The sequence below is a fragment of the Geodermatophilus sp. SYSU D01119 genome, assembly GCF_054049975.1.
Genome location: NZ_JBJGYL010000024.1, coordinates 19855 through 43805, shown reverse-complemented (window position 1 = coordinate 43805; position 23951 = coordinate 19855). Strand labels below are relative to the sequence as shown.

Here is a 23951-nt window from a genome sequence, read left to right as displayed (position 1 = left end):
GGCCCGGTCAGGCCCGCAGCCAGGCCTCCCGGGCCGCGGCCAGCTCCGGAGCCGGCGCGGGCTCCACCAGCGGCCCGTACACGCGCTGCGGCTCCAGCGGGGTGCCGGTGCCGGCGGCGGCGAGCAGGGCCGCGCCCGCGGCGGAGGCGCTGCGCACCTGCAGGTGCACCACCGGCCGGCCGAGGACGTCGGCGAGCAGCTGCTGCACGAACGGTGACCGCGCACCGCCGCCGGTCAGCACCGCGGGCCCGTCGTCGACGGGCCCGCCGAGCAGCGCCGCCCCGGCCGCGACGGCGAACGCGACGCCCTCGAGCGCGGCGCGCGCCAGGTCGGCGCGCGTGGTTCCGGCCGACAGCCCCGACCAGGAGCCGCGCGCGTCGGGTCCCGCGACGCCGCCGCGCTCCCCGGTCAGGAACGGCCGGAAGACGACACCGCCGGCCCCCGGGGCCGACTCCTGGGCCGCCTCGAGCAGCCCCGGCCAGGACAGCCCGAGCACCTCGCGCACCCACGACCACGCGAGGCCGCCGTTCTGCAGCGCGGCCATGCCGTACCAGCCGTCGGTGGCGTCGGCATAGGAGTGCACCGGCGGGTCGGCCGCCGGTGCCGGCGACCAGCCGGGCCGGAGCAGCTGTGCACCGGTGCCCAGGTTGACCTGCACCCCCGAGCGCGTGCCCGCGGCCAGCAGCGCGAGCGGGGTGTCCGCTCCGCCGACCACCACCGGCACCTCGCCGACGGGCAGCCGCACGGTGCCGGCGACGGTGGAGCCGGGGACCACGCGGGGCAGGAGGCCGGGGTCGATGCCGGCCGCCGCGGTGGCGGCCGGCGACCACCGCTCCCCCGGGACGTCCCACAGCAGGGTGCCGGAGGCGTCGCTGCGGTCGGTGAGCCGCCAGTCGGTGCCGGGCAGCAGGGTCGCCCGGAGGGCGTCCTTGGGCAGCAGCGCGCCGGCCGCCCGGGCCACCAGCTCCGGGCGGTGCACCGAGAGCCAGGCGAGCAGGGGCCCGGTCATCCCCGGCACCAGCGGGTTGGCCAGCGCGGCGCGCTCGTCGCCGTCCAGGGAGCGCCAGCGGGCGAGCTCGGCGCCGGCCCGCCGGTCGGGCCACAGCAGGGCCGGGGCGAGCGCGGCGCCGTCGTCGTCGACGAGGACGACGCCGTGCATCTGCCCTGACAGGCCCAGGCCCCGCACCGCGTGCCCCGCCAGAGAGGGGGCCAGCTGGTCGAGAGCGTCGTCGAGGGCGGTCCGCCAGGTGGCCACCGCCGTCTCCGCCCAGCCCGGCTCCGGGCTGTCGACCGCGTAGCCGACCTCCGCCTCGGCGACGGTCGAGCCCGCGGTGTCGAGCGCGGCGAGCTTGAGCCCGCTCGTCCCGAGGTCCGCGCCGAGGAGGAGGTCGGCCACGTCAGCGGGCCAGGCGCTCGGCCATGAAGGCGCGGGCGTGGGCGGCGAGGTCGCGGCCGTCGTCCCACAGGTTGCGCCAGACGCCGAGCTTGTTCGACAGCTCCGGCGCGACCACGGCCGAGGAGAAGCTCTCGAACACGACCGGGCCGGTGTACCCGACCTCCTTCACCGCGCCGAAGAAGCCGTCGAAGTCGATCGTGCCGGTGCCCAGGTAGCCGCGGTGGGACTCCCCCACGTGCACGTAGCCGATCTGGCCGGCGGTCTCGCGGACGGGCGTCACGAAGCCGTCCTCCTCGATGTTCATGTGGTACGTGTCCAGGTGGACGCCGATCTGCCCGCCGGTCTCCGCGATGAACTCCCGCATCCCGGCGGCGGTGTTGACGACGTTGGACTCGTAGCGGTTGACCACCTCGAGGTTGAGCGTGATCCCGGCCGAGGCCGCCTCCTTGGCGAGCCACGCCATGGCCTCGACGGCGTTGGCGCGACCCGCCGGGGTCACCGGGGCCATGTACTTGCGCAGGTCGGAGTAGAGGACGCCGCACAGGTGGCCGGCACCCGCACCGACGGCGCACTCGAGCGCCCGGGCGATCAGGTCGCGGCCGCGCGCGACGACGGCGGGGTCGTCGCTGGAGACGTCGGCGTCGGGCGCGAGGCCCAGCGAGCACGCCGCGGCCAGGCCGTTGTCCTCGAGGAGCTGGCGGGTGTGCGCGGCGTCGAAGGTCTCCGGGTCGTGCAGCGAGATCTCGATCATGTCGAAACCCGTCGCGCGGGTGCTCTCGATGGCGAAGCGGCTCGACTCGGCCGTCCAGTCGCCGGTCCACACCAGGGCGTGCACGCCCAGCGGGTTGGCGACGGCCGGGGTGGTGCTGTCCGGAGTGGTCACGGGTGTCCTTCCAGGGAGTTCGGGGGGGGGGAGGGTCAGGCGCTGATGGCGCCGGTGACCAGTCCGACGAGGTCCTCGCCGGTGGTGCCGGCGGTGTGCCGGTGGGCGACGCTGCGGCCGGCCCGCATGACCCACACCTCGTCGGCCAGGCGGAGCACCTGGTCGAAGTTGTGGCTGATCAGCAGGACGGTCAGCCCGCGGTCGCGCAGGTCGCGGATGAGCTCCTCGACGCGGGCGGTCTCCTGCACGCCGAGCGCCGCCGTCGGTTCGTCCATGACCACCATCGAGGAGCCCCAGCCGGCGGCGCGCACGATCGAGACCGCCTGCCGCTGACCACCGGAGAGCCGGCGCACCCGCTGCGTCACGCCGGGCACGTTGATCGACAGCGTGCCGACCATCTCCGCGGCCCGGGCCCGCATCGCCTTGCGGTCGAGGAAGCGCACGGGCCCGAAGCCGCGGGTCAGCTCGCGGGACAGGAAGAGGTTCTGCCAGACGGTGAGGTCCTCGACCAGGGCGAGGTCCTGGTGCACGGTCTCGATGCCGGCGGCCTGGGCCTGCTCGGGGGTGGTGAAGCGGACCGGGCGCCCGTCGAGCAGCAGCTCGCCGCCGTCGGGCGCGTGCACGCCGGACAGGCAGCGCACGAGCGTGGACTTGCCGGCGCCGTTGTCACCGATGAGGGCGGTCACCGAGCCCCGGCGGACGGTGATGCTGCCGTCCTTGAGCGCCTGGACGCTGCCGAAGCTCTTGGTCAGGTTCCGGGCGACGAGCAGCTCGTCCCGGTCGGTGCCGGTCTGCGAGGGGACGGGGCTCACGGGCGTGGCGGTCATCGGGAGAACCTCGTGAGGAAGGCGGCCGCGGCGACCACGACGCCGACCGCGAGCGGTTGGTAGAACTGCGACAGCCCGATCAGGGTCAGGCCGTTGACCAGGGCGGTGAGGAGCACCGCGCCCACGACGGGGCCGGCGATCGTGGCCCGGCCACCGAAGAGGCTGACCCCTCCGAGCACGACGGCGGCCACCGAGTTGAGCAGGAAGCTCGTGTTGCTGGCGGGCTCGGCCGCGCCGACGCGGGCGACGAGCAGGATCGCGGCCAGTCCGGCGAGGACGCCGGAGAGCACGTACGCGGCGATCTTGATGCGGCTGGTGTGCACGCCGGTCTTGCGGGCCGCCTCCTCCGACCCGCCGGTGGCCAGCAGGCGCACGCCGAAGCGGGTGTGGAAGAGCAGGACGTGGCCGAGGACGGCGACGACCAGGGCGATGAGGACCGGCCAGGCGACCGGCCCGATGCCGCCCGCGGCGATCTCGAGCAGGAAGCCGTCGAGGACCGGGACCGGCTTGCCGTCGGCGAGGACGAGGGCGAGCCCGCTCGCCGCCGACAGGGTGGCCAGCGTGACGATGAAGTCGGTGATGCGCCCCTTGGCGACCATGAGGCCGTTGACCACGCCGACGACGGCCGCGGCGCCGATGCCGATCAGGCACGACAGGTAGATGTCGAGTCCCGCGGCGGTGCACTGGCCGAGCACGACGGCGCCGAGGGTCATGGTGGAGGCGACCGACAGGTCGATGCCCGAGGTCGCGACGACGAAGGTCTGCCCGACGGCGAGCACCACGAGGATGGCGCTGGCGAGCAGGATCGCCTCGATGTTGCCGCTGGTCAGGAAGTCCGGCGTCAGGATGCCGAAGACGACGACCAGCACGACCAGCCCGATCGGGGCGGCCAGCTCGGCCCAGGGGGCGGCGGCGAGCCGGTTGCCCAGGCTGCGCCGCGGGGCGGTCTCGGTGGGTGGGGCGGCGTCCGCGGCCGGTGTGGGGGCCGCGGACGGCGGCGCCGTCCGGGTGCTGCTGCTGTCCGTGGCGTTCACGGCGCGTCCTCTCCTGCGGGAGCCTGGTGGTCGGCCGGGCCGGAGGCGGCGCCCCCGGCCCGGCCGGGGGTCAGCCGACGAGGTCGGCGAGCGGGTTGTCGAACTCCTGGAACGGCGCCGGGAAGGCGTCGAGCGCCTGCTGGGCGACGTCGGCGGTGACGACCGCGACCGGCGCGGTGACCTCGGCCGGCAGGTCCTCGCCCTGGATGGCGGCGACGCAGGCCTGCACGCCCATCTCGCCGATCGCGTAGGGGTACTGCGCGACCGTGGCGGTGAGCTGGCCGTCGGCGACCGCCTGCAGCGCCTCCTCGTTGCCGTCGACGCTGATGATCGCGATCTGGCCGGTCCGGCCGGCGTTGGCCACGGCACGGGCGATGCCCAGGCCCATGTCGTCGTTGGCGGCGAAGAAGCCGCGCAGGTCGGGGTTGGCCGCGAGGATGTCGGTGGCCGCCGTCAGCGCCCGCTGGCGCTCCCAGTCGGCGGCGACCGTCTGCACCACGTCCAGCGTGCCCTCGACCGCGCCGGTGAAGCCGTCGACCCGGGCGCCGCTGGTCACGTCGCCGGCGATGCCGCCGATGACGGCGACCTGCCCGCTGCCGATCGCGTCGATCATCGCCTGGCCGGCCTGCGCGCCGGCGTCGGCGTTGTCGGTCCCGATGTAGGTGGCGATGTCGACCCCGGCCTGCTCGGCGGCGTCCGCGTCGACCGGGGAGTCGATGTTGACGACCGGCACCTCCTGGCGGGCGACCTGGGCCAGGCCCTGCACGAGGTTGCTGCCGGAGATGGGGTTGACCAGGTAGCAGCCGAAGTCCTGCTGGGCCAGCGTGGTCAGCCGGTCGGCCTGCCCGGTGGTGTCGGTGATGCTCTGCGCCGCCTGCACCTCGACCTCGGTGCCGGTGTCGGTGCCCGCCGTCTCGATGCCGTCCTGCATGGCCTGGAAGAACGGGTTGTCCAGGCCCTTGATGACCGCGGCGACGGTGGTGGCGCCGTCGGCGGAGGACCCGGAGTCGCTCCCACCGCCACCACAGGCGGCGAGGAGCGTGACGGTCGCCGTCGACGCGGCGACGGTGGTGAGGACCCGGCGGGTGCGCGGGGACAACAGCAACATTGCGGCCTCCTTTATGCCTGGCGCCAGACAATAAGGACCCGCTAACGTGTCGTCAACAGCAGTTAATCGGCTCGCATCAGGCACGAAACGGAGGTCGGCAGTGGCTCAGCCCACCGAGTCGCGTCCCCCGATGGACGCGGGGGCGCTGTCCCTGCTCCAGGTCTTCCGCTCCGCCGCGGCCTCGGAGGCCGGGCTGACCCGGGCCGACGTCGGCGAGCGCACCGGCTGGGCGCGGGTGACCGTCAACAGCCGGCTGGACGCGCTGGTCGACGCGGGACTGCTCACCGAGGCCGGCCTCGTGGTGGGCAGCCGGGGCCGCCCGGCCACCCGGTTCCGCTTCGACCCCACCAGCGGGCAGCTGCTGGTCGCGGACGTCGGTGCCTCGGGGATGCGGCTGGCCGTCTGCGACCTGGCCGGCACCGTGCTGGCGCGCGAGGACACCACCTCCGATGTCGCCGCCGGCCCCGACGCCGTACTCGGCACCGCCCTGGACGGGCTCACCCGCCTCCGGGCACAGGTGGACGGAGCGCCCGTGTGGGGCGTCGGCGTGAGCCTCCCCGGCCCCGTGGAGGCGGCGACCGGCCGCATCGTCTCCCCGCCGATCATGACCGGGTGGGACGGCGTCGCGGTGCCCCCGCTCGTCCAGCGCCGCTTCCCCGTGCCGGTGCTGGTGGAGAACGACGTCAACGCCATGGCCGCCGGCGAGCGCGCCGCCGTGCACACCGACGTCGACGACCTGCTGTTCCTCAAGGTCGGCACCGGCGTGGGCACCGGGATCATCAGCAACGGCCGGGTCGTCCGCGGGGCCCAGGGCGCGGCCGGCGACCTCGGGCACACCTGGGCCGACGCCGGCCCCGACGAGTCGCTCGGCGCCACGGCGCGCCAGGACGGTCGGCCGCTGTGCCGCTGCGGCAAGGTCGGCTGCCTGGAGGCCTACGCGTCGGGCTGGGCGCTGGTCGAGCAGCTCGCGCGCGCCGGGTCCGACGTCCGCTCGGTCGACGACCTGGTGCTGGGCCTGCGCGCCGGCGACTGGCAGGTCGTGGCGGCCGTCCGCGCCGCCGGCCGGATCCTCGGCGCCGCCGTCGCGCACACCGTCAGCCTGCTGAACCCGTCGGTCATCGTCGTCGGCGGCCAGCTGGCCGTCGGCGGCGAGCACCTGCTGGCCGGCATCCGCGAGCGGATCGCCTCGCGGTCCCTGCCGCTGGCCACCCGAGACCTGCGGATCTGCCGGAGCGAGCTCGACGGCGACGCCGGCGTGCTCGGGCTGGCGCACGGCATCGCCGACCGCGTGCTCGGCGAGCGCGGGTCCCTCGGGGCGGCCGCGGGAGCCTGACCCGGGACCTCAGGCGCGGTGCGCGGACCCGCCGCTGCGGCCGTTGCGGTCGGCGAGCAGGCCGGCGAGCGTGCTGAGCGCGATCTCCGCCGGCGCCCGCGAGCCGATGTCCAGGCCGATCGGCCGGTGCACCCGCGCGACCTCCTCCGGCGGCACCCCGAGCGCGGCCAGCGCCGCCACGTGCGGGCCCTCGTGCCGCGGGTTGCCCATGACGCCCACCCAGCGCACCCGCCGGGCCAGCGCGTCGCGCAGCACCTCGCCGAGCTCGGGCCGGTGGTGGTCGGTGACGACGACGTCGGCGTCGCCGAGGTCCTCGGGCAGGTCGGCGAAGGAGACGACGCCGGCGCCGCGGGCCGGGTCGGGGTCGAGCAGCACCGTGCGGAAGCCCAACTCCGGCGCCCAGCGCAGCAGCACCTCGGCCACCGGCGAGTCGAACACCGCCACCAGCACCCGGCCCGGCGGGGCCTCCGCCGGCGCCCCGTGGGCGACGCCGCAGCTCGGGTCGGTCACGCCGCGCCCCGCTCCGGGCTGTCGCCGTAGGCGTAGCCGGCATCGGCGTACCGGCCGCCGACGGCGACCCCGGGCGGGGCGATCTCGCCCAGCCGGGCGAGGTCCTCGGGCGAGAGCTCCACGGCGAGCGCGCCGGCGTTCTCCTCCAGGTAGGACCGCCGCTTGGTGCCCGGGATCGGCACGACGTCGGGACCCTGCGCGAGCACCCAGGCCAGCGCGAGCTGCCCGGGCGTGCAGCCCCTCTCCTCCGCCATCGCCCGCACGGCGTCGACCAGCCGCAGGTTCGCCGCGAACGCCTCGCCGGTGAACCGCGGATGGGTGCGCCGCCAGTCGTCCTCGGCGAAGTCGTCGGGGCTGGTGATCGCCCCGGTGAGGAAGCCGCGGCCCAGCGGGCTGAACGGCACGATGCCGATCCCGGCCTCGCGGGCGACCCCGAGCACCTCCCTCTCGAGGTCCCGCGTCCACAGCGACCACTCGCTCTGCAGCGCGGCGATCGGGTGCACCGCCACCGCCCGGCGGACCGACGCGGCCGACGCCTCCGACAGCCCGAGGTACCGGACCTCGCCCTGCTGCACGAGCTCGGCCATCGCCCCGACGGTGTCCTCGATCGGCACCCGCGGGTCCACCCGGTGCTGGTAGTAGAGGTCGATGACGTCGACGCCGAGCCGGCGCAGGCTGGCCTCGGCGCAGGCCCGCACGTTCTCCGGCCGGCCGTCGATGTCCATGCCGCCGCGGTCGTTGCGCCGCAGCGAGAACTTGGTGGCCAGCTGCACCTCGTCGCGCCGGCCGCGGATCGCCTCCCCCACCAGCTCCTCGTTGTGCCCGTCGCCGTAGACGTCGGAGGTGTCGAGGAACGTCACGCCGAGGTCGAGCGCCCGGTGCACGGTGGCGATCGACTCGTCGCGGTCGGCGGCGCCGTACATCTGGCTCATGCCCATGCAGCCCAGACCCAGCGCGGAGACGACCAGGCCGTCCCGGCCGAGGGTCCGGGGAGACGCAGGAGAGGTCATGCCCGCATCCTCGTCCCGGCCGCCGACGGGACGCCACCGGCCGTTTCCCCGACGGCGCCACGGGTAGCCGCCGGGGAGCCGTCCCCCGGGAGGACCCATGAGCCCGCGCCCCGCCCGTCGCACCGCCCGGCTGCTCGGGCTGGCCAGCCTCGGCCTCGGCACCTCCATGCTCGTCTCGCCGTCGGGCGTCGCCCGCTTCGCCGGCGTCGACGACTCCCCCGTCGCGCTGCCGGTCGTCACCGCCGTCGGGGCCCGCGAGCTGGCGCACGCCGCCGGGCTGCTCGCCGGCCGGCCGGGCTGGGCGTGGACCCGCGTGCTCGGCGACGTCGTCGACCTCGCCGTCATGGGCGTGGCGCTGCAGAACCGCCGCGGCGACCGGCACGAGCGTCTCCGCAGCGTCATCGTCGGCGCGTCGGTGCTGGCGGCGTTCGACCTGCTCACCGCCCTGCGCTCACGCCGCGGCGGATCCCCGGACGGCCGGGCCGGCAGCCCCACCCCCGTGCAGCGGCGGGCGGCGGCCCCCGGCCTGCTGGCCCCGCTGGTCGACGTCCGCCCGGCGCTCGCCGGCGTGGCCCGGCAGCCGGTGCGGCGGGCGGCCGACACCCCCACCGACACCGCCTCCGAGGTCCCGGCCGGCGGCTAGGACCCGGTCTCCGCGGAGTCCAGGAACCCGTCGACGACGGGCGCGAGCTCCGGGGCGGCGAACACGTCGTGGTCGGTGCGCCCCGGCAGGACCGCCAGCCGCGACGCCGGGCGGCCCGAGCCGTCCCAGCCGGCGTCGCGCAGCCCGCCGCCCAGCAGGGCGGAGAACTCCGCCGCGTGGGCGGGCGGGCTGGCGTCGGCGTCGGCGTCGGTCAGCAGCACGGGCAGCGTCAGCGGCGCACCTCGTCGGTCCGGTCGTGGTCGCCGCGGATGAGCTCCCCCGTCTCGTCCATCAGCGCGGGGAAGGCGTCCGCGTCCGGCGCGACGGCCGCGTACGCCTCGCACATCGGCGTCTGCCGCATCTCCTCGAGGCCCGCGGAGGACACGGACTCCCCCGTCCGGACGTCGGGGAACCAGCCGTCCCGCCGGCAGGGCGCCGACACCACGACCAGCCGGCGCACGGCGTCCGGGTGCCGGATCGCCGCCCGCAGCACCACCCCGCCGCCCAGCGAGCAGCCCGTGAGGTCGGCCGGCCCGCGGCCAGGCGCTCCAGCACGTCGCCGAACATCCCCACCACGCCGAACCGGCCGTGGACGACGACCAGCGGCGCGCCGCCCTCCCCGACGCGGCGCCAGTACATCCGCACCCCGCCGGGAACCGGTGCGTGGCCCTCGTCGGCCCGCGGGTCCGTCGTCGTCATGCCGGTGCGACGCCCCGCACGGGCGGGACCCACCGGTGGTGGGATGGGGGCAGCAGCGCGCCCGCCCGGGGCGCCGCGCGAGGAGGTCCGCGTGCAGTACGCCGAGTCCGTCGTCGACCTGATCGGCGGCACCCCGCTGGTCCGGCTGTCGCGGGTGACCGCCGACCTCGGCCCGGATGCACCGCTGGTGCTGGCCAAGGTCGAGTACATGAACCCCGGCGGGTCGGTGAAGGACCGCATCGCCGTGCGCATGGTCGACGCCGCCGAGGCCAGCGGGGAGCTGCGGCCGGGCGGCACGATCGTCGAGCCGACCAGCGGCAACACCGGCATCGGCCTGGCCCTGGTCGCCCAGCAGCGCGGCTACCGGTGCATCTTCGTGTGCCCCGACAAGGTCAGCCAGGACAAGGTCAACACGCTGCGGGCCTACGGCGCCGAGGTCGTCGTCTGCCCCACCGCCGTCGACCCGTCCGACCCGCGGTCCTACTACTCGGTCTCCGACCGGCTGGCCCGCGAGACGCCGGGCGGCTGGAAGCCCGACCAGTACGCCAACCCGGCCAACCCGCGCTCGCACTACGAGACGACCGGCCCGGAGATCTGGGAGCAGACCGAGGGGAAGGTGACCTGCTTCGTCACCGGGGTGGGCACCGGCGGCACGATCAGCGGCATCGGCCGCTACCTCAAGGAGGTCAGCGACGGCCGCGTGCGCGTGGTCGGCGTCGACCCCGAGGGGTCGGTCTACTCCGGCGGCACCGGGCGGCCCTACCTGGTCGAGGGCGTCGGCGAGGACTTCTGGCCCGACGCCTACGACCGGTCGGTCGCCGACGACATCGTCGCCGTCTCCGACGCCGACTCGTTCCGCATGACCCGCCGGCTGGCCCGCGAGGAGGGCCTGCTCGTGGGGGGCTCGTGCGGGATGGCCGTCGTCGGCGCGCTGCGCGCGGCCGAGCAACTGGGGCCCGACGACGTCGTCGTGGTGCTGCTGCCCGACGGCGGCCGCGGCTACCTCAACAAGATCTTCAACGACCGGTGGATGGCCGACTACGGCTTCCTCGACGTCGCCACCGGCGAGACGGTCGGCGAGCTGCTGCACGGCAAGGGTGGGGCGACGCCGGAGCTCGTGCACACCCACCCCAACGAGACCGTCCGCGACGCGATCGACATCCTGCGCGAGTACGGCGTCAGCCAGATGCCGGTGGTCCGCGCCGAGCCCCCGGTCACGGCCGGCGAGGTGGTCGGCTCGGTCGACGAGAAGGTGCTGCTCGACGCGCTGTTCGCCGGCCGCGCCTCGCTGTCGGACCGGGTGGAGAAGCACATGTCCGCGCCGCTGCCGATCATCGGCTCCGGCGAGCCGGTGAGCGCCGCCGTCGCGGAGTTCGGCGAGGCCGACGCGCTGGTGGTGCACGTCGACGGCAAGCCCGCGGGCGTGGTCACGCGCCAGGACGTGCTCGGCCACCTGGCGGGGGTGACCCGGTGAGCGAGTTCGGCGGCTTCGACACCCGCGCCATCCACGCCGGGCAGGACCCGGACCCGGCCACCGGCGCGGTCGTCGTCCCCCTGCACCTGGCCACCACCTTCAAGCAGGACGGCGTCGGCGGGCTGCGCGGCGGCTACGAGTACGCCCGCAGCGCCAACCCCACCCGCGACGCCCTGCAGGCGCTGCTGGCCTCGCTCGAGGAGGGCACCGCGGGCCTGGCCTTCGCCTCCGGCCTGGCCGCCGAGGACACCCTGTTGCGCGCCGTCTGCGAGCCGGGCAGCCACGTCGTGCTCGGCGGCGACGCCTACGGCGGCACCTTCCGGCTGATCTCGAAGGTGGTCTCGCGCTGGGGCGTCGAGCACACGCCGGCCGACCTGAACGACGCCGACGCGCTGCGCGCCGCCATCCGCCCCGGGTCCACGCGGGTGGTCTGGTGCGAGACGCCGACCAACCCGCTGCTCAACGTCGCCGACATCGCGCGCACCGCCGAGATCGCGCACGAGGCCGGCGCGCTGCTCGTCGTCGACAACACCTTCGCCAGCCCCTACCTGCAGCGGCCGCTGACGCTGGGGGCCGACGTCGTCGTGCACTCCACGACGAAGTACCTCGGCGGGCACTCCGACGTCGTCGGCGGGGCGCTGGTCGTCCGCGACGGCGACCTGGCCGAGCAGCTCACCTACCACCAGAACGCCATGGGCGCGGTGTCCGGCCCGCTGTCGGACTGGCTGGTCGTGCGCGGCATCAAGACCCTCGGCGTGCGGATGGACCGGCACCAGGCCAACGCCGCCCGGATCGCCGAGTACCTGACCTCGCACGCGGCCGTCTCGCGGGTCCTCTACCCCGGCCTGCCCGACCACCCCGGACACGAGATCGCGGCGAGGCAGATGTCCGGCTTCGGCGGGATGCTGTCGTTCCGGCTGGCCGGCGGCGAGGAGGCGGCGCTGCGGGTCTGCGAGCGGGCGCGGCTGTTCACGCTGGCCGAGTCGCTGGGCGGCGTCGAGTCGCTGATCGAGCACCCGCACCGGATGACGCACGCGAGCGCCGCCGGCTCCCCGCTGGAGGTGCCGGGCGACCTGGTGCGCCTGTCGGTGGGCATCGAGGACGGCGACGACCTGCTCGCCGACCTCGAGCAGGCCCTCGGCTAGGTCTCCTCGAGGAGGCTGATCGCCCCCGTCGGGCACTGCGACACCGCGTCGCGCACGGCGACGGCGTCGTCCGGGCGCTCCTGCAGCACCCGGACGGCGCCGTCGTCGTCGACCTCGAACGCGTCGGGGGCGAGCAGCTCGCACGAGCCCGCCCCGACGCACACCTCCCGGTCGGCCACGACCCGCATCAGCGGTCCCCGCCCAGCCGCGCGGGCAGCCGCTTGAGGCCGTTGACGAACGACGACGCCAGCCGGTGCGGCGGGCCGGTGACCTCGAGGTCGGGCAGCTGGTCGAAGACGGCCCGGAAGGTCACCTGCAGCTCACGGCGGGCCAGGTGCGCGCCCAGGCAGAAGTGCGGGCCTTTGGACCCGAAGCCGACGTGCGGGTTGGGGTCGCGGCCGACGTCGAAGCGCTGCGGGTCGGCGAACACCTCGGGGTCGCGGTTGGCGGCGGCGTAGAACAGCAGGAACTTCTCCCCCGCGGTGAAGGGGTGGCCGCCGATCTCGCCGTCCCGCGTGGCGGTGCGGCGCATCCAGGTCACCGGGCTCACCCAGCGCACGACCTCCTCGACGCCGGTGCGGTCCAGCGCGGGGTCGGCCGCCCAGCGGGCCCACTGGTCGGGGTGCTCCGAGAGCGCCAGCAGGCCCTGGGAGATGGCGTTGCGGGTGGTCTCGTTGCCGGCGACCAGCAGGAGGATGAAGAACGAGGCGATCTCCTGGTGGGAGAGGCTCTCGCCGTCGACCTCCGACCGGACCAGCGCGGTGGTGAGGTCGTCGCGCGGGTCGGTCATCCGCTCGCCGGCCAGCCGCTCCATGAGCGCCGCCATCTCCATGCCGGCGGTGAGGAACGCGGTCAGCGGGTCGTCGTTCTCGATGAGCTCCGGGTCGCCGCCGGACAGGATGACGTTGGAGTTGGCCAGTACGGAGGCGCGATCGGCCTCCGGCACGCCCATCATGTCGCAGATGACCCGCAGCGGGATCGGCGCGGCGATGTCGGCGACGACGTCGAGGCTCCCGTCGCCGGCCTCCGCCTTGGCGCGGGCGCGGGCCAGCACGTCGTCGACGACGGCGCGCACCGAGTCCAGCGTCCGCTCGAGCATCCGCGGCGTGAACGTCTTCGACACGATCCGCCGGATCTTGGCGTGCCGCGGGTCGTCCATGCTGATCAGCGAGCCGTAGAACTCGTGCAGCTCGGCCGGCACGTCCTGCATCGACACCGCGCCCCTGCCGGAGCAGAAGACCGCGGGCTGGGAGCTGATCGCCTCCAGGTCGGCGTAGCGGGTGACCGCGTGGTATCCGGGTCCGGCCGGGATGCCGGGCAGGTCGGGCTCGGCGAAGAAGGCGAAGGGGCGCTCGCTGCGCAGCCGGTCGAAGGCGGCGTGCCGGTACTCCGGCGGCGTCGTCCACCAGTCACGGTCGGACAGGTCGACACCGGCCATGTCGACGGTTGCGGGGTCGACGGTTGCGGGGTCGACGGTTGCGGGGTCGACGGTTGCGGGGTCGACGGTTGCCGGGTCGACGGTTGCCGGGTCGACGCGCCCGGCGTCGGCCGGGGGCACGGCTGCGATGGTCACGGACGACTCCCTCGACGGAACGGTCACCTCCGACCGCACGCTAGAGAGGACCGGGTGTGAGGAGCAACACACCCGGGCGCGCCGTACGGCTCAGGACCGGCAGAGCCGTCCCGCCAGCCAGGCCCGCGCCTCGGCGGGCACCACGAGCGGCCTGCCCAGCGCCCCGGCCTGCCGGGTGACCTCGGCCCCGCCCGCGATCGGGTCGCAGGCCACCACGGGCCGGCCGGCCTCCAGGCCGAGCACCCGCCCGTGCAGCCGCATGCTCACCACGACGTCGGCTCGGGCGATCAGCGCCTCGACCTGCGCGGGGCGCCGGGGTGCGGCTTCTCGTACACGTCCATGCCGAGCTCGGACCAGGGCAGCTGCCGGTCGGCGAACCACTCCTCGATCTCCTCGCGGAGACCCCCGGCACGTCTGCGGTCGCCGTACCCGGCCTGCGGCGGGGTGAAGGCCACCGCGACCACCGGCGCGGTCGCGGCCGGGCCGTCGGCGGCGAGGTCGGGCCGGGCGACCCCGTCGGCGTCGCGCTCCCACACCTCGTCGAACAGCGCCCGGCCGGCCTCCTCCACCACCGAGACGTTGACGGCGAGGCGGCGGCACCCGGCGAAGGCGCCCGTGAGCTCACTTCAGCGGCGAGGCGCGGATCGGCCCCGTGACGAAGACGACGTGCGTGTAGGCGGCCGGGTCGACGTCGCGCCAGTCGACACCGCGCCCGTCCGCACCGCCCTCGAGGAACGGCGCGACGGCGACGTCGTACTGCAGGCCCAGCTCGGCGAACCAGCCGGCGACGACGTCCCCGCCCAGCTCGTCGCCCACGGTGGCGATCACCTCGTCGAAGCTGGACCACCCGGCCACGAGGACACGCACGCCGCCCAGCCGACCAGGCGGGCGGCGGCGTCACGCGTCAGGAGTCGCGCGCGACCAGGTCGCCGTACTCCGGGTGGCGCTCGATCCAGCCGCGCACGAACGAGCACTGCGGAACGACCCGGCCGCCCTGGCTCCGCACGTCGTCGAGCGCGGCGCGGACGAGCTTCCCGCCGAGGCCCGAGCCCTCGGCGTCCGGGTCGATCTCGGTGTGGGTGAAGACCACCGTCTCGCCGCGGCGCTGGTAGGCGGCCAGGCCGAGCAGGCGGTCGCCGTCGCGGATCTCGTAGCGGTCGGCGTCGGGGATGTCGTGGACGGTCGGCTCCATGCCGTGCGCCAACCGGTGCCGGCCCGTTCCTGTTCCGGGGAACGACGAGGGCCCCGGAGCGGTGTGCTCCGGGGCCCTCGTGCCAGTAGCGGGGACAGGATTCGAACCTGTGACCTCTGGGTTATGAGCCCAGCGAGCTACCGAGCTGCTCCACCCCGCGTCGGTAGAGACCACTGTACACGTCCCCCGGAGGTCCCCGCCGCCGCCCGCGGTGACCTCCGTCGCTCCTCCCCGACCCACCCCTCAGGGGGAGGACCGGCGGAGGTCCCCGACGCCCGGCGGGAGGACCCCGTCCCTGGGCCCGCGGCCCCCTCGGACGCGGACGGGCGGTGGACGGGCCCGGAGGTCCAGGTCAGCGAGGGGTCGTCCGGACGGACCGCCTCCCCGGTCCCGGAGGAGGGGCACCGGGATCCGGGACCACGCCGGCCCCGGACCGCGGCGGGCACCCGGTGAGCCACCACGGCGGGGTCAAGGTCGCCCGCCGGCGGGCCGATGGGACGGCATGCAGATCAGGCCGTGGGGCGCGTACACGTCGGCGGGCGGGCTCGTCCTGGCCGGCTACCTGGCGCTGCCGGCGGGCATCCCCCGGGACGTCGCGTACGCCGTCGTCGGCCTGTCGAGCGTCGTGGCGATCGTGGCGGGGATCCGGCTGCACCGCCCCGGGCGGCCAGGCGCCTGGTACCTCATGGCGGCCGGTCAGCTCGGCTGGGTGACCGGTGACTGCCTCTTCAGCTGGTACGCCGACGTCGTCCACGTCTCGCCGTTCCCGTCACCGGCCGACGCGTTCTACCTGGCGGCCTATCCCGTGCTCGGGCTCGGGCTCCTCGGGTTCATCCGGCTGCGCCGGCGGGGACTCGACCTCCCCGGTCTCGTCGACAGCGCCATCGTCACGATCGGCCTGGGTCTGCTCGTGTGGCTCGTCGTCGCCGGGCCCATCGTCGACTCGGCCGACCCCGTGCTCGACCGCCTGGTCGGCGTGGCGTACCCGGCCGGCGACGTCCTGCTGCTGGCGCTGCTCGTCCGCCTCGTCACCGCCCCGGGCGCCCGGACCGCGTCGTTCCGCCTGCTCACCGGTGCCGTCGCCGCCTCCCTGCTGGCCGACGTCACGTACGCGGTCGTCACCGCCCACGCGGACTACCAGGGCGGGGCCTTCGACCTCCTGTGGCTGGCCTCCTACGTGCTGTGGGGCGCGTCGGCGCTGCACCCGTCGATGCCGCAGCTGTCGCGGCCGGGGAGCGAGGAGCCCCGGCCGCTGACCGGCCGGCGGCTGGCCGCGCTGACCGCGGCGGTGCTCATCGCGCCCGGCGCGCTGGCCACCCAGCTCGTCTTCTCCCTGAGCGTGCAGGGCTGGCCCGTCGTCGTCGCCTCGGTCGCCCTGTTCTCCCTGGTCGTCGCGCGGATGTCCCTGGCCATCCGGGAGATCGTCGCCGCCGGCAGGAGGAGGGACGAGCTGCAGCAGGAGCTCGCCCACCAGGCCGCCTACGACTCGCTGACCGGCCTGGCCAACCGTGCCCACGTGCTCGACCTCGTCGGGGCCGCGCTGCACCGGGCCGCGCGCAACGGCACCCGGCTGGCCCTCCTGTTCCTCGACCTCGACCGCTTCAAGGCGGTCAACGACACCTTCGGACACCAGTCCGGGGACGAGGTCCTGCGCACCGTGGCGGCTCGCATGCGGTCGGTCGTGCGCGGTGGCGACACGGTCGGGCGGCTGGCCGGCGACGAGTTCGTCGTCCTCATCGAGCCGCTGGACGAGGTGTCCGAACTGGTCGACCTCGGGGAGCGGCTGATCGCCGCGGTCTCGGCACCCATCCGCCTGTCCGGGCGGGACGTGACGGTGGGGGTCAGCATCGGTGCGGCCGTGAGCGTCCCCGGGAGCACGGACGCCGACGCGCTGCTGCACCACGCCGACGCCGCGGCCTATCGGGCCAAGTCCGAGGGTCGAGGACGCGTCGAGCTGTTCGACGAGGAGCTGCGCCGGCGACTCGACGCACAGGCCGACACGGAGGACGCCATCCGGTCCGGGCTCGCTGCCGGTGAGTTCGTGCTGCACTACCAGCCCGTGCTCGACCTCGGCACGGAGCGGCTCGAGGGGTACGAGGCGCTCATCCGCTGGCAGCGGCCCGGGCACGGGCTCGTGCTCCCCGACGGCTTCATCCCCGTCGCGGAGGAGTCCATGCTGATCTGCGACATCGACCGCTGGGCGCTGGACGAGGCGACCCGGCAGCTCGCCCGGTGGCGGCGCGAGGACCCCGCGGCCGCAGACCTCACCGTGGCGGTGAACGTCTCCGGCCGGCATCTCGCCGGTCCCGGGGTGGTCGACGAGATCGCCGCCGCGCTGGACCGCTCGGGACTGCCGCCGTCGGCGCTGATCGTGGAGATCACGGAGACGGTGCTCGTCGAGCGCGTCAACGCGATCGTGCGCCTGCGGGAGCTGCGCGCGCTCGGCGTCGGCGTCAGCATCGACGACTTCGGCACCGGTTACACCTCGATCGGCCAGCTGAAGCACCTGGACGTCGACAAGCTCAAGATCGACAGGAGCTTCCTGCGGTCGACCGACCCGGCGAGCGTCGAACTGGTACGACTCATGATCAACGCTGCCCACGCCTTCGGCCTGCGGGTCGTCGCCGAGGGCATCGAGGAGGACGGGCAGCTCGACCTGCTGCGAGGGCTGACCTGCGACGCCGGACAGGGCTACCTGTTCGCCCGCCCCCAGGCCCCCGCCGACCTCTCCCCGGTCGCGCCGGCCCGGGCGCTCGACCGGACGGTCGCACTGCAGAGCTGAGGAGACGCCGCCTCGAACGGCACCGGCCCCCACCGCACAGCGGTGGGGGCCGGTCCTGGTCGTAGCGGGGGCAGGATTCGAACCTGCGACCTCTGGGTTATGAGCCCAGCGAGCTACCGAGCTGCTCCACCCCGCGTCGGTGAGACCACTGTACCCCGCGGGGACGGCGGCCCGCAGAGGGGGCTGCCGGAGCGGTCAGGCCGGCCGGCCGCGGCCCTCGCGCAGCAGCTTCACCAGCGCGTTCGTCGAGGAGTCGGAGTCGTACTCCGGCGCACCCTCGCTCTGCAGCTTCGGCGCCAGCTCGTTGGCCATGACCTTCCCGAGCTCCACGCCCCACTGGTCGAAGCTGTTGATCCCCCAGACGACGCCCTGGGTGAAGACGCGGTGCTCGTAGGCCGCCACGAGCTGCCCCAGCGTCGACGGCGTCAGCCGGCGGGCCACGATCGCGTTGGACGGGTGGTTGCCCGGCATGACCTTGTGCGGGACGACGTCGGCCGCGGTCCCGTCGGCGGCGACCTCCTCGGCGGTCCGGCCGAAGGCCAGCGCGCGCGGCTGGGCCAGGAAGTTCGAGAGGAACAGGTCGTGCATGCCGTCGAGGTCCCTGTCGTGGGCGAGGTCGCTCGGCTGCGCGAAGGCCAGGAAGTCCGCCGGCACGAGCACCGTGCCCTGGTGCAGCAGCTGGTAGAAGGCGTGCTGGCCGTTGGTGCCCGGCTCGCCCCAGACGATCTCGCCGGTGGCGACGTCGACCGGCGACCCGTCCAGGCGCACCGACTTGCCGTTGGATTCCATGCACAGCTGCTGCAGGTAGGCGGGGAACCGCGCCAGGTACTGCGAGTACGGCAGCACCGCCTGCGTCTGGGTGCCGAAGAAGTCGACGTACCAGACGCTGATCAGCCCGAGCAGCGCCGGCAGGTTCTCCTCCCACGGCGCGGTGCGGAAGTGCTCGTCGACGGTGTGGAAGCCGTCGAGCAGCTCGCGGTAGTGCTGCGGGCCGATGGCCACCATGAGCGACAGGCCGATGGCCGAGGTGAACGAGTAGCGGCCGCCGACCCAGTCCCAGAAGCCGAACATGTTCTCGGTGTCGATGCCGAACTCGGCGACCTTCCGCGCGTTGGTCGACACCGCGGCGAAGTGCTTCGCCACCGCCGCCTCGTCGCCGCCGAGCCCCTCGAGCAGCCAGCGCCGGGCCTCGCGGGCGTTCGTCAGCGTCTCCTGCGTGGTGAACGTCTTGGACGCGACGATGAACAGCGTGCTGGCGGGGTCGAGGTCGCGGGTGGCCTCGGCGAGGTCGGTCGGGTCGATGTTGGAGACGAACCGGAAGCTGATCGACCGCTCGGAGTAGTCGCGCAGCGCCTGGTGGGCCATCGCCGGCCCGAGGTCGGAGCCGCCGATGCCGATGTTGACCACCGCGCGGATCCGCTCGCCGGTGTGCCCGGTCCACTCCCCGCTGCGCACGCGGTCGGCGAAGGACGCCATCCGGCCGAGCACCTCGTGCACCTCGGCGTTGACGTCGTGCCCGTCGACCTCCAGGCCGCTGGTCCGCGGGTCGCGCAGCGCCACGTGCAGCACCGCGCGGTCCTCGGTGCTGTTGACGTGCTCGCCGCGGAACATCGCCTCGGTGCGCTCCCGCAGGCCGGCGGCGTCGGCCAGCGCGGCGAGCAGCCGCACCGTCTCGCGGGTCAGCCGGTTCTTGGAGTAGTCGAGGTACAGGTCTCCGGCCGTGACGACCAGGTCGGTGCCCCGCTGCGGGTCCTCGGCGAAGAGGTCGCGCAGGTGTCGGTCCCCGATCTCGCCGTGGTGCTCGGCCAGGGCCCGCCACTCCGGGGTCTCGCTGATCCGCATGTGTCCTCCTGCTCGCGCGCGTCGGCCGCGTCCACCCTTCCGCACGCGGGGTGCGACGGCCACGCGGCCCCCCGGACGGCAGCGGACCCCGGACAGCAGCGGACCCCGGCCCTCGCGAGGAGGACCGGGGTCCGGACTGCCGTGCGGCCGGCGTCAGCCGGTGGGCGACGCCGGGGCCGCCGAGCCCGCCGAGCCCGCTGCGGCCTGCGCCGCCTCGTAGGCCTCGACGGCGGCCTGCAGGTCGGCCAGCGCCTGCCCCTGCGCGGCGAAGTCGCCGGAGCGCTGGGCGTCGGCGAGCCGCTGCAGGGCCTCGTCGAGGTCGGACACCGCCTGGTCGAGCTCCGGCGTCGACGCGCCGCCGCCGTCCGGCGGGGTGGTCGGGTCGGCCGGTGCCGACGGGTCGGCGGGCGGCGTCGTCGGCTCGGCCGGCTCCTGCGGGTCGGGCGTGGTGTCCGCGTCGTCGGAGTCGGTCGCGGTGTCGCCCGCGCCGGCACCGAAGACCTGGTCCAGCGCGTCGGAGAGGGTGTCGGCGTAGCCGACCCGCCCGCCGTAGTTGACCAGCACCTTGCGCAGCAGCGGGAAGGAGTTCTCCCCCGTGCCCTCGACGTAGAGCGGCTGCACGTACAGCAGGCCGTTGGCGCCGATCGGCAGCGTCAGCAGGTTGCCGAACACCGCCTGCGAGTCCTCGCTGTTGAACAGCGTGAGGTCACGCGCCACCTGGTCGTTGGTGTTGAACGACTGCTGCACCTGCTGCGGCCCGCGGAACGGGGTGTTGCCGGGCAGCTGCAGCACCTGGATCGACCCGTAGGTGTCCGGGTCGCTCGACGCCGAGATGAACGCCGAGAGGTTCTGCCGGCGGAAGGCGTTCAGCGCGCTGGTGAGCTGGAACGTCGCGCCGTCCTCCCCCGGCCGGGCGGCCAGGATGTAGTACGGCGGCTGCGCCTCACCGGTGGCCTGGGTCTCCTCCGACTGCGTGGGGTCGGTGGGCACCGCCCAGCGGTCGTTCTGCTGGTAGAAGTCGCTCGGGTTGCTCACGTGGTAGCGCGTGAGGATGTCCCGCTGCAGCTTGAACAAGTCCTCCGGGTACCGGACGTGGCCGACGAGCTCCTCGCTCATCTCCGAGCGCGGCTCGATGACGCCCGGGAACGCGGCCTCGTACGCCTTGAGGACCGGGTCCTCCTCGTCCCACTCGTACAGCCGCACGGTGCCGTCGTAGGCGTCGACGGTGGCCTTGACCGAGTTGCGGATGTAGTTGAACTGCTCGTTGGGCAGCGCCGTCGTGCCCTGGCCGGTGAGCGCGTCGGCGGCGGCCTCACCCAGCTCCATGCGCTCGGAGTAGGGGTAGGCGTCCGACGTCGTGTAGCCGTCGAGGATCCAGGTGACCCGGCCGTCGATCACCGCCGGGTACGGGTCGCCGTCGACCTCGAGGAACGGCGCGGCCTTCTCCACCCGCTCGCGCGGGTCGCGGACGTAGAGGACGCGGGAGGCGTCGTTGACCGCGCTGGAGAGCAGGAAGTTCCGCTCGCGGTAGTAGATGGCGAAGGTCAGCTGCCGGAAGAAGCTGCCGATCGCGACGCCGCCCTCGCCGTCGTAGGTGTTGTTGACCTCGCCCTCGGAGCCGTCCTCGGGACGGTCGAACTCCTGCGGGCTGGCCCCCTCCGGCGCGCCGACCACCGAGTAGTCCTCGATGAGCTCGCCGTAGTAGATGCGCGACTGCTCGACGTCGATGTCGCCGACGGTGGGCAGGTCGCGGCTGGTGAAGTTCGGCTCGCCGCCCTCCTGGCCGGTGACCACCTGGTTGGCCGGCGCGGCCACGAAGCCGTTGCCGTGGGTGTAGACGGTGTGCCGGTTGATCCAGGTGTCCTGGTTCTCCGACAGGCTGCCGCTCTCCAGCTCACGGACGGCGACCACGTAGTCGCGCGTCTCGCCGTCGATCGTGTACCGGTCGATGTCGAGCTTGTCGGGGAAGCCGTAGACGTTGCGGATCTGCTGGCGCGCCGTGAACGTGTCCGACAGGACGTTGGGGTCCAGCAGGCGGGCGTTCGGGATGGTCGCCTCGTCGTTGCGCAGCTCGGACAGGGCGGCGTCGGTGTCGGCGTCGTCGCCGGTCGTCTGCTGCGCGTAGTCGATGTAGTCGACGTCGGTGAGGTCGTAGGCCTCGCGGGTCGAGGCGATCGCCCGCTCGATGTAGGCGGCCTCGCGCTCGTTGGCGCTCGGGCGGACCACGAACTGCTGCACGATCGCCGGGTAGGCCACGCCGATCACCAGGCTCGACAGCAGCAGCAGGACCAGCGCGGCCGCCGGCAGCCGGAAGTTGCGGACGACGACGTTGGCGAAGAACGCCAGGGCGCAGAAGGCGGCGGCGAAGACCAGGATCGTCTTGGCCGGCAGGAGCGCGTTGACGTCGGTGTAGCTCGCGCCGCTGAACAGCTCGCCGCGGTCGGAGTAGACGAGGTCGTAGCGGTCGAACCAGTAGGCGACGGCCTTGAGCGCCACGAACAGGCCCAGCAGCACCGACAGCTGCACCATCGCCGCGCCGGTGAGCTTCTGCCCCGGCGTCTGCAGCCGCAGCCCGCCGAAGACGTAGTGCGTGAGCAGCGAGCCGATCAGGGCCAGCAGCACGATCGCGAAGCCGAAGCTGATCAGCAGCCGGTAGAAGGGGTACTCGAAGACGAAGAACGACAGGTCGAGCCCGAACTGCGGGTCGGTCTGGCCGAACGGCACCGAGTTGCGGAAGGTCAGCCAGGTCTCCCAGCTGCCCTGCGCGGTGAACCCGGCGAACAGGCCGACGACGACGGCGACGGCGGTGAGCACCAGGGTGCGGCGCGGCTCGAGCGACTGGCGGTAGCGCTCGAGGTTCTGCTGTTCCAGCGACATCGGCCGGAAGGCCGGGCGGAACCGGTAGGCGAGGTGCACGGCCAGCGCGGTCAGCCCGCCGGTGGCCACGCCGGCCACGGCGAACAGCAGCGCGCGCGTCTGGAGCTCGGTCCAGAACACCTCGGTGAACCCGGTCTCGTCGAACCACAGGTAGTCGACGTAGACATTGGTCAGCGTCCCGATGGCCGTGAACAGCACCAGCAGCACGGCGATGGACCCGATGACCACCTTCGCGCGCCGCGACAGCGTCGGCACGGACACGGGGGGCCGCATGGCCACGAGCGGTCTCCTTCAGTTGCAGGTGCGGCGGCACACCGGGAGGTGCGTCACCGCGGTGGGGCGACCGCGTGCGGTCGGACACGCGCCGTCGCCGACGGCGCGGACACCGGTCCGCCGGACGGTCCGGTGTCGCCCCGACCAACGTCCGGCGCGGCACCGGGTTCCCCGGCGGGGCCCGTGCTGGCCGACAGCATCCCCCACACGGGCGGTCCCGTGCCGCGCGCGGGTCAGCAGCCCTGCGGGGTGCGCCCGGCCCGGAGGTCCTCGAGGGCGGTGAGCGCGTCGTCGAGGGTGCCCACCCGCGCCAGGGTGAGGCCGGTGGCCGGGGAGCCGAGCGCGTCGGCGCAGTTGTCGGCCGGCACCAGGAACAGCTCGGCGCCGATCTCCTGCGCGGCGACCATCTTGAGCTGGATGCCGCCGATCGGGCCCACGGTGCCCGCGGCGTCGATCGTGCCGCTGCCGGCCACCACGGCGCCCTCGGTGAGGTCGGTGTCGCCGACGAGGTCGAGGATGCCGAGGGTGAGCATCAGCCCCGCCGAGGGGCCGCCGACGTCGGCCACGTCGATGTCGACGTCGAAGGGCGCGGAGGGCTGCTCGGTCACCAGCACGCCCAGCACGGAGCCGGCGCGCCCCTCGGCGGCCGCCGTCGTCAGGGTCGCCGTCCCCGGCTCGCCGAGGCGGGTGAAGCCCACCTCGACGTCGGTGCCCGGCTCGATCCCGCTGAGGACGGTGGTCAGCGTGGCCGAGTCCGGCGTCGCCTGCCCGTCCACCGACTCGATCGCGTCGCCCTCCTCCAGCAGGCCGTCCGACGGCGAGTCGTCGCCGGACAACCCGCGCACGACGACCTTCACCGGGTAGCCGAGCTCGCCGAGCGCCGCGGCCTCCGCCGACTCCTCCGAGGTGAGGAACGCCTGCCGGTTGGCCTGCTCGATCTCCTCCTCGGTCTGGTCGGGCGGGTACACCGACTCCTCGGGGACGACGCTGATCTCGTCGTCGAACCAGCCGCGCACCGCCTCCACCAGGCTCAGGCCCGCGCGGCTCACGCCGACGGTGGTGAGGTTGAGGTTGCCGCTGACCTCGTTGCGGTCGCGGCCCCGGACGCTGATCACGGGGTCGCCGTCGATGTCGCCGAGGGTGTTGAAGGTCGGCCCGGGCACCTGGGCCACGTAGGGCACCGGCAGCGCCGCCCCGAGCACCCCGGCCACCAGCAGCAGCACCACACCGACGGCGAGGACGGCGACGCGACGGGTCACGACCGGCCAGCCTAGAAGAAGGACCCCCTGCCCCCCACCACTCGCATGCTCGCGGCGGGCCCCTGCAGGGGGCCGGGCGTCCGCTGACGGC

The 23951-nt window shown here is 74.5% G+C and carries 24 protein-coding genes and 2 tRNA genes; 6 read left to right on the top strand and 20 right to left on the bottom strand.

Going from position 1 to position 23951, the window contains the following annotated elements:
- Positions 1 to 7 precede the first annotated feature (7 nt).
- The 5 genes from ACI79X_RS17495 to ACI79X_RS17475 form a co-directional block, all read right to left on the bottom strand.
- Positions 8 to 1396 carry an FGGY family carbohydrate kinase gene (locus tag ACI79X_RS17495; RefSeq protein ID WP_457026690.1) on the bottom strand — a complete coding sequence of 463 codons (1389 nt, stop codon included), beginning with the start codon at positions 1394 to 1396 and terminating at the stop codon, positions 8 to 10.
- A 1-nt stretch (position 1397) separates the two neighbouring features.
- On the bottom strand, positions 1398 to 2279 hold the full coding sequence (locus tag ACI79X_RS17490; RefSeq protein ID WP_457026689.1) for a sugar phosphate isomerase/epimerase family protein: 882 nt from the start codon (positions 2277 to 2279) through the stop codon (positions 1398 to 1400).
- Positions 2280 to 2314: 35 nt separating this feature from the next.
- Positions 2315 to 3106, bottom strand: coding sequence for an ATP-binding cassette domain-containing protein (locus tag ACI79X_RS17485; protein WP_457026688.1), 792 nt, complete (start codon positions 3104 to 3106; stop codon positions 2315 to 2317).
- Positions 3103 to 4140 (bottom strand): ABC transporter permease, encoded by a 1038-nt coding sequence (locus ACI79X_RS17480; protein WP_457026687.1) that lies wholly within the window; start codon positions 4138 to 4140, stop codon positions 3103 to 3105. Before ACI79X_RS17480 ends, ACI79X_RS17485 begins: the two co-directional genes overlap by 4 nt.
- 70 nt (positions 4141 to 4210) lie before the next feature.
- On the bottom strand, positions 4211 to 5248 hold the full coding sequence (locus ACI79X_RS17475; RefSeq protein ID WP_457026686.1) for a sugar ABC transporter substrate-binding protein: 1038 nt from the start codon (positions 5246 to 5248) through the stop codon (positions 4211 to 4213).
- A gap of 100 nt (positions 5249 to 5348) precedes the next feature.
- Here ACI79X_RS17475 and ACI79X_RS17470 point away from each other — a divergent pair, with 100 nt between their 5' ends.
- On the top strand, positions 5349 to 6581 hold the full coding sequence (locus ACI79X_RS17470; protein ID WP_457026685.1) for an ROK family protein: 1233 nt from the start codon (positions 5349 to 5351) through the stop codon (positions 6579 to 6581).
- Between the two features lie 9 nt (positions 6582 to 6590).
- On the opposite strand, the gene ACI79X_RS17465 is transcribed toward ACI79X_RS17470, so the two are convergent.
- On the bottom strand, positions 6591 to 7091 hold the full coding sequence (locus ACI79X_RS17465) for an XdhC family protein (protein WP_457026684.1): 501 nt from the start codon (positions 7089 to 7091) through the stop codon (positions 6591 to 6593).
- Complete coding sequence (locus tag ACI79X_RS17460) at positions 7088 to 8101, bottom strand: aldo/keto reductase (RefSeq protein WP_457026683.1); 1014 nt, start codon at positions 8099 to 8101, stop codon at positions 7088 to 7090. The genes ACI79X_RS17465 and ACI79X_RS17460 overlap by 4 nt, the downstream gene beginning before the upstream one ends.
- Before the next feature lie 97 nt (positions 8102 to 8198).
- Between ACI79X_RS17460 and ACI79X_RS17455 the strand changes: the two genes are divergently transcribed.
- A complete protein-coding gene (locus ACI79X_RS17455) occupies positions 8199 to 8744 on the top strand; it encodes a hypothetical protein (RefSeq protein ID WP_457026682.1) in 546 nt (181 codons plus the stop codon).
- On the opposite strand, the gene ACI79X_RS17450 is transcribed toward ACI79X_RS17455, so the two are convergent.
- Both ACI79X_RS17450 and ACI79X_RS17445 read right to left on the bottom strand, forming a co-directional pair.
- On the bottom strand, positions 8741 to 8965 hold the full coding sequence (locus tag ACI79X_RS17450) for a hypothetical protein (protein ID WP_457026681.1): 225 nt from the start codon (positions 8963 to 8965) through the stop codon (positions 8741 to 8743). The genes ACI79X_RS17455 and ACI79X_RS17450 overlap by 4 nt on opposite strands.
- 8 nt (positions 8966 to 8973) lie before the next feature.
- A complete protein-coding gene (locus ACI79X_RS17445) occupies positions 8974 to 9240 on the bottom strand; it encodes a hypothetical protein (RefSeq protein WP_457026680.1) in 267 nt (88 codons plus the stop codon).
- Positions 9241 to 9534: 294 nt separating this feature from the next.
- Here ACI79X_RS17445 and ACI79X_RS17440 point away from each other — a divergent pair, with 294 nt between their 5' ends.
- Complete coding sequence (locus ACI79X_RS17440; RefSeq protein WP_457026679.1) at positions 9535 to 10917, top strand: cystathionine beta-synthase; 1383 nt, start codon at positions 9535 to 9537, stop codon at positions 10915 to 10917.
- Positions 10914 to 12062 (top strand): cystathionine gamma-synthase, encoded by a 1149-nt coding sequence (locus ACI79X_RS17435; RefSeq protein ID WP_457026678.1) that lies wholly within the window; start codon positions 10914 to 10916, stop codon positions 12060 to 12062. Before ACI79X_RS17440 ends, ACI79X_RS17435 begins: the two co-directional genes overlap by 4 nt.
- On the opposite strand, the gene ACI79X_RS17430 is transcribed toward ACI79X_RS17435, so the two are convergent.
- Both ACI79X_RS17430 and ACI79X_RS17425 read right to left on the bottom strand, forming a co-directional pair.
- Entirely contained in the window at positions 12059 to 12241 is a 183-nt protein-coding gene (locus ACI79X_RS17430) for a ferredoxin (RefSeq protein ID WP_457026677.1), read from the bottom strand. The two genes, ACI79X_RS17435 and ACI79X_RS17430, sit on opposite strands and share 4 nt — an antisense overlap.
- An 8-nt stretch (positions 12242 to 12249) precedes the next feature.
- Complete coding sequence (locus tag ACI79X_RS17425) at positions 12250 to 13500, bottom strand: cytochrome P450 (RefSeq protein ID WP_457026676.1); 1251 nt, start codon at positions 13498 to 13500, stop codon at positions 12250 to 12252.
- Here ACI79X_RS17425 and ACI79X_RS17420 point away from each other — a divergent pair.
- On the top strand, positions 13441 to 13695 hold the full coding sequence (locus ACI79X_RS17420) for a Cys-every-fifth RiPP peptide CefA (RefSeq protein WP_457026675.1): 255 nt from the start codon (positions 13441 to 13443) through the stop codon (positions 13693 to 13695). The genes ACI79X_RS17425 and ACI79X_RS17420 overlap by 60 nt on opposite strands.
- 30 nt (positions 13696 to 13725) lie before the next feature.
- On the opposite strand, the gene ACI79X_RS17415 is transcribed toward ACI79X_RS17420, so the two are convergent.
- The 5 genes from ACI79X_RS17415 to ACI79X_RS17395 form a co-directional block, all read right to left on the bottom strand.
- A complete protein-coding gene (locus tag ACI79X_RS17415; protein WP_457026738.1) occupies positions 13726 to 13896 on the bottom strand; it encodes a hypothetical protein in 171 nt (56 codons plus the stop codon).
- Positions 13897 to 13922: 26 nt separating this feature from the next.
- Entirely contained in the window at positions 13923 to 14204 is a 282-nt protein-coding gene (locus ACI79X_RS17410) for a hypothetical protein (protein ID WP_457026674.1), read from the bottom strand.
- 52 nt (positions 14205 to 14256) lie between these two features.
- Positions 14257 to 14502, bottom strand: coding sequence for a hypothetical protein (locus ACI79X_RS17405; protein WP_457026673.1), 246 nt, complete (start codon positions 14500 to 14502; stop codon positions 14257 to 14259).
- A gap of 37 nt (positions 14503 to 14539) precedes the next feature.
- Positions 14540 to 14827: a GNAT family N-acetyltransferase gene (locus ACI79X_RS17400; RefSeq protein ID WP_457026672.1), complete on the bottom strand. Its 288-nt coding sequence runs from the start codon at positions 14825 to 14827 to the stop codon at positions 14540 to 14542.
- Between the two features lie 86 nt (positions 14828 to 14913).
- Positions 14914 to 14987, bottom strand: a tRNA-Met gene (locus ACI79X_RS17395).
- A gap of 342 nt (positions 14988 to 15329) precedes the next feature.
- On the opposite strand from ACI79X_RS17395, the gene ACI79X_RS17390 reads away from it, so the two are divergent.
- On the top strand, positions 15330 to 17609 hold the full coding sequence (locus ACI79X_RS17390; RefSeq protein WP_457026671.1) for a putative bifunctional diguanylate cyclase/phosphodiesterase: 2280 nt from the start codon (positions 15330 to 15332) through the stop codon (positions 17607 to 17609).
- Between the two features lie 62 nt (positions 17610 to 17671).
- Here ACI79X_RS17390 and ACI79X_RS17385 read toward each other — a convergent pair.
- From ACI79X_RS17385 to ACI79X_RS17370, 4 genes are all read right to left on the bottom strand, one after another.
- Positions 17672 to 17745 (bottom strand) — tRNA-Met (locus ACI79X_RS17385).
- Positions 17746 to 17804: 59 nt separating this feature from the next.
- A complete protein-coding gene (pgi, locus tag ACI79X_RS17380; RefSeq protein WP_457026670.1) occupies positions 17805 to 19451 on the bottom strand; it encodes a glucose-6-phosphate isomerase in 1647 nt (548 codons plus the stop codon).
- A 153-nt stretch (positions 19452 to 19604) separates the two neighbouring features.
- Complete coding sequence (locus ACI79X_RS17375) at positions 19605 to 22601, bottom strand: UPF0182 family membrane protein (protein WP_457026737.1); 2997 nt, start codon at positions 22599 to 22601, stop codon at positions 19605 to 19607.
- A gap of 233 nt (positions 22602 to 22834) precedes the next feature.
- A complete protein-coding gene (locus tag ACI79X_RS17370; RefSeq protein ID WP_457026669.1) occupies positions 22835 to 23860 on the bottom strand; it encodes a YlbL family protein in 1026 nt (341 codons plus the stop codon).
- Positions 23861 to 23951 lie beyond the last annotated feature (91 nt).